Source organism: Rhodococcus sp. NPDC047139, assembly GCF_040643435.1.
Lineage (GTDB): Bacteria > Actinomycetota > Actinomycetes > Mycobacteriales > Mycobacteriaceae > Rhodococcus.
Window position 1 is genome coordinate 1 of the sequence record NZ_JBEYUH010000040.1, and the last position, 4,692, is coordinate 4,692.

At 64.5% G+C, this 4,692-nt stretch carries 4 protein-coding genes and 1 pseudogene; 4 read left to right on the plus strand and 1 reads right to left on the minus strand.

The window, feature by feature from the left end; genetic code table 11:
* Window positions 1–722: 722 nt before the first annotated feature.
* Genes ABZ789_RS22545 through ABZ789_RS22555 form a run of 3 tightly spaced genes read left to right on the plus strand, consistent with a single transcriptional unit; the run spans window position 723 to window position 3,477 of the window.
* On the plus strand, window positions 723–1,361 hold the full coding sequence (locus tag ABZ789_RS22545) for a SipW-dependent-type signal peptide-containing protein (protein WP_358428869.1): 639 nt from the start codon (window positions 723–725) through the stop codon (window positions 1,359–1,361).
* On the plus strand, window positions 1,361–1,897 hold the full coding sequence (locus ABZ789_RS22550) for a signal peptidase I (protein WP_358428872.1): 537 nt from the start codon (window positions 1,361–1,363) through the stop codon (window positions 1,895–1,897). Before ABZ789_RS22545 ends, ABZ789_RS22550 begins: the two co-directional genes overlap by 1 nt.
* The gene (locus ABZ789_RS22555; RefSeq protein ID WP_358428875.1) at window positions 1,894–3,477 is read left to right on the plus strand and encodes a hypothetical protein; all 1,584 of its coding nucleotides are present in this window, start codon (window positions 1,894–1,896) and stop codon (window positions 3,475–3,477) included. Before ABZ789_RS22550 ends, ABZ789_RS22555 begins: the two co-directional genes overlap by 4 nt.
* A 115-nt stretch (window positions 3,478–3,592) precedes the next feature.
* On the opposite strand, the gene ABZ789_RS22560 is transcribed toward ABZ789_RS22555, so the two are convergent.
* Window positions 3,593–4,366 (minus strand): sulfite exporter TauE/SafE family protein, encoded by a 774-nt coding sequence (locus ABZ789_RS22560; protein WP_358428878.1) that lies wholly within the window; start codon window positions 4,364–4,366, stop codon window positions 3,593–3,595.
* 212 nt (window positions 4,367–4,578) lie between these two features.
* Here ABZ789_RS22560 and ABZ789_RS22565 point away from each other — a divergent pair.
* Window positions 4,579–4,692 (plus strand): annotated as a pseudogene (locus ABZ789_RS22565) (glucose-6-phosphate dehydrogenase (coenzyme-F420)); the annotation flags it as partial.

Consider the following 4,692-nt stretch of genomic DNA (forward strand, 5'->3'; position numbering starts at 1 on the left):
CCTTCCGCGGATCGAACCGGTGAGACAGACTGGATTGACCGAACCTGCTCATCTTTCGACCGGACGAACAGCTCATCTTTCGACCGGACCCGACACTATCGAATCTCAGGCGACCTGAGACAAAGTCAGGATCTGCGCCTCGCCCTGAACCGAGTGACAACGACAATGAGACTGCGCGAGGATATTCCGTCGCGTTTTCGGCGTCGCACTCCCAAGTATCTGTCATCGAGTCTCGCATTGGGTGTCAATGTCTCAAGTATGTTGTCATCCGACAGATACGGGGGCGGTGTTGAGTTCGCGGATGTTGCACTACGCAGCACTTGGTTCCACATAATTTCTATTATCCGATCCCAAATCCGTAATGTCCGAATCGGGCCCCTTGGTCGAGACGGGTGAGCCCTTCGTGTCGGATCGGACCCGACCCCTCGCGGCATAAGTGCACTTTTCAATTACTGCCCGTGAACTGCGGATACACGAACTCGTACCGGTCGGTATGAACTGCGTCACAGCGGATTGTGCTTACTTACCTGTCGGTAACATACTGCTGAGTAAGTCCGAAACATCGGACGGAACAGAAAGCGCCAGGATTCGTAAAACACTCCCTCGCGACCGAAACGGAATTTCGTTCGCGCCGCCCCACGTCCTCATCCGGGCGGCCCGGGAATTCGGTTCCGGCAATCGACATGTGCAGCGGGCGGATCCGACTGCCGAAGGAGCAAGACATGAGCACCGCCGACAAGACACGCAATCGCAAGGCACGCGCACTCCTCGCGTCCGGACTCGTCCTGGGCGTCGGGGCGGCAGTCACCCTCGCCGCCTGGAACGACTCGGTCTGGGGTGAAGCCGAGTTCGGTACCGGAAGCAACACGTGGAATGTCCAAGGCAACTTCACCGGCGCCTCGGACGGATGGAACGAGTTCGTCACTGCGAACGACGCCGGATCCTTCAACTTCGGCGTCAATGCATCGGCTCTCGTGCCCGGCGACACGGTCTACGCGAAGGTCGGTCTGCGGGTCGTGTCCGAGACGCTCGGCGCGAACATCACCATGCCGGCTGCGCAGAATGCGACGAACTCGGCGCTCGCCGGAGTGCTCGACCTGAACGTCGTCTCGATCGCCGGCTCGTCGACCCTTTGCGACGCAGCTGCTGTGAACGGTGCCAAGCGTGCGAGCGGCAAGGTCGCTACCGCCGCCGTCACCACTCCGATCGCGATCCCCGCACAGGGCGAACATTGGCTCTGCTTCGCAGTGACCCTTCCTGCGGGGACCACTCCCGACCAGCTCGGTGCACCGAGCGACGGAAAATACTCCACGTCCGTGAACTGGGAGTTCAAGGCCGCGAGCACGAATCCCACGCCGTGATGAGGATCCGGTCCCGCATCGAGAACGCGCTCCTCGACCTGCTCGCAGCTGGAGGAGTGGTGTGCATCGGTCTCGTCATCGCGGCGTTCGCCTTCGACATCTCGTTGATCCTGTTCAAGACGGGTTCGATGTCCCCGACGATCCCACAGGGTTCCATGTCTGTCGTGCAACGTATCCCGGCCGACGAGATCGAAGTGGGCGACGTCGTCACCGTCGACCGTGAGGCGGGGGAGTTGCCGGTCACTCACCGCGTCATCGAGGTGCATCCGCAACGGGCCGGGGAGGCGCTCATCGAGATGCAGGGTGATGCGAACCCGACCCCCGACCCGGGCCCGTACCGCGTCACCGAGGTGCGGAAAGTGCTGTGGTCGATGGCCGGAGCTGCGTCGGTGATCGTCTGGTTCTCCGACCCCTGGGTACTGGGAGGTCTGACGCTCGCCGCTGCTGCGCTCGTACTGTGGGCCTTCTGGCCGCGCGAGGCACAGTACGACGGCGAACCCGCCTGTGCCGACGACGAGGCAGGCGGCCGACCATGAACAGCAGGTCTCTGCGGGCACTCGTCGGTCTGACCGGTGTACTCGCGGTGGTGGGGCTCCTCGCTTTCGGTCCGGGCTTCGCTGATCGGACGCTCGCCGACTGGAACGACCGAGTCGCCGGGTCGGCGACGATCGAGGTTCCGGAGGCTTACGGGAAGGGTTATGCGCGTGCCGTGGCCGCCAAGTATTCGATGTCCCGTCCGGTCGGACCCAGTCTGCGTCGCGGATTGGAGGCCACTCGCAGCCCGGGACAGACGCCGGCCTATGCAGATGTGAGATTCGGCGATCAGGACAGCGTGGGAGGCAACTTCGGCCTTCTGCTCCCGGTGAAGGTCGACGGAGCATCGTGTGCGGTCTACGCCAGTCGGGTCGCCGTCCCGTGCACGAACGGGCAGAGCGCCGGATCCTCGGTCGTCTTCGCCGCGGCAGCGGCCCGAGGCTTGCTGGTGAAGACCACCTCCGGTGGCATCGACCTTGCGAAATTCGGTCCCTCGGACGTGGTGTCGACAAGTGCCTCATGTCCTGTCGGAGGGTCACCGGTGGCCGGTGGAGTCAACTCCGTCTTCGGTGGGGTCGTGCTGGCAGGGATGGGCAACACCGAACGGCTTCCCTTTCCGTCCGATCCGGGGCCGAACAACTCGAGATCCACCCGTCAGACCCGAAGCGGCTTCGGCTACGACTACGACGCGCGGCTGACCTGGACGAAGACCAGTTCCACCACGCGCGCGTCGTCGGAGCTCCGGCTCCACCTGACCAGTACCGGCCAGATCTCCAACAACGAGAGATGGGAACTGGACATGGTTCTCGCCTATGCGGAGTGCGGCATCGGTATCGATGCGCCTGCCCGTTGGGCGGAAGTGAAGCCGGTGGTGTCAGGTTTGTCGGCATCGATGACCGAGCCGCAGGACGGCGAACCGAGCGTGTCGTCTCCGGCCGACCCGCTCGTGGACGAAGGCACCGCCGGCGAGGACCGTGAGAACGAGGCAGGCATGGACGAAGCCGCCCCGCCGTCAGGAGCCGACCCCACTGTGCCTCGATCGACTCCGGACGGCGCGGATATCCCGACGGACGCAGGGGCAATCATCCCGGAACACGAACCGGCGGAGGACGCTTCGCCCCCCGTGGAAGCATCCGTTCCGGCGGTGCCCGAGGAACCTGCGCCCAGCGGACCCACGAGTCCGGTGAGCATCGGCGTGGCGACCCCGTTCTCGCTCGTCGCGCAGGACGGGACCGGCCTGGGAACGGCGACCGTCGAACGGGTGACGAGAACTGCGGGATGCGTCGGTCTGCGGTTGACAGTCAGTACTTCGGACGGTGCGGGTTCGCTGAAGGGATTGCGCGCGTCCGACTTCCGGGAGATCCTTGCCGACGGAGGAACGGCCCCGGTCGGATCGCCGAGCGGGGAGTGCGATGCGGGGGCATCCCTACCGGCTGTGTTCGATCCCGCGAGTACCTGCTCGGGCTGGGTGACCTTCGACGTGAGCGCCGACGGAACCGGTCTCATGCTGCGGCCGGCAGGAACGGCAGGATGGATCATCCCCCTTCCCGTCGCGGCGACCGCTTCATCCGTCGGCGAGTGAAAGGAAGGTCGCAGGGCAGAGGTAAACCTCGCAGCCCTGGTGGTCGACCGTCAGGGCTGCGAGCTTTGCTGTAGCCCTGCGAACTTCGCCTCACCCGTCGAATCGTCGTCGGGGCTCAGAAAAGCAGTCGGTACAAACCGATCAGACCGACTACGACGATCACGAACCGTAGGGCGACCGGCGACAAGCGACGTCCGTAGCGGGAGCCGAGATCACCACCGATCAGTGAACCGACAGCGATCAATGCGGCCACGGTCCAGTCGATCCGGTCGGACGCCACCAGGATGTACGTGCCGGCTGCCACGACATTCACGACCAGCGACAGCAGATTCTTCGCGGCGTTCTGCCGCTGGATGTTGTCGTGCAGGAGGGCACCGAACAGGCCCATCAGTAGAATGCCCTGCGCTGCAGTGAAGTAGCCACCGTAGGCACCGACGGCGAAAGTGCCGACGACGAGCAATGTCATTCGAACCGGACCGATGCGTCCGTCCGCATCGCCACCGGTCCGACGCGCCACCCACGTCTGGAGCTTCGGCTGCAGTACGACGAGCGTGAGCGCCAGTAGCAGCAGAATCGGCACGACGGTCTCGAAGACGGTGTCCGGTAGATGTAGCAGGAGCCACGCGCCGACCAGTGCGCCACTGAACGACGCCGGAATCTGCCAGCGCAACCGCTCCCACTGCCCGCGCAGTTCGCGCCGGTAACCCCAGGTGCCCGAGACACCCCCGGCGACGAGACCGATTGCGTTCGACATCGTTGCGGTCACCGGTGGCACACCGAATGCGACGAGCGTCGGAAAGGTGATGAGCGTGCCGGATCCGACGAGGGAGTTGATCGCTCCGGCACCGAGTCCGGCGAGGGCGACGAGGAACAGTTCGAGCGGGGTCACCGCGGCGAGTCTACGGCTTGCCGCGGTCTCGATTCGGCTCTGGAACAACGTCCGACATTGTCGACGAGGAACTGATTCGGGGTACCGGAGAGCCCCGGCACCCGGCACGCCGTTTCTACGCGAACTTCGCATACGACGCCCGAGTCGACCGGTGGCGACCGGGCGGTGGGCATACTCGGGGACATCGGATACGCGAACGGTCGGAGGAATCGATGGCTCAGGGCTTGAAGTTGGGATACAAGGCGTCGGCGGAGCAGTTCGGTCCGCGGGAGTTGGTGGAGTTGGGTGTGCTGGCCGAGGCGCACGGGATGGATTCGGCGACGGTG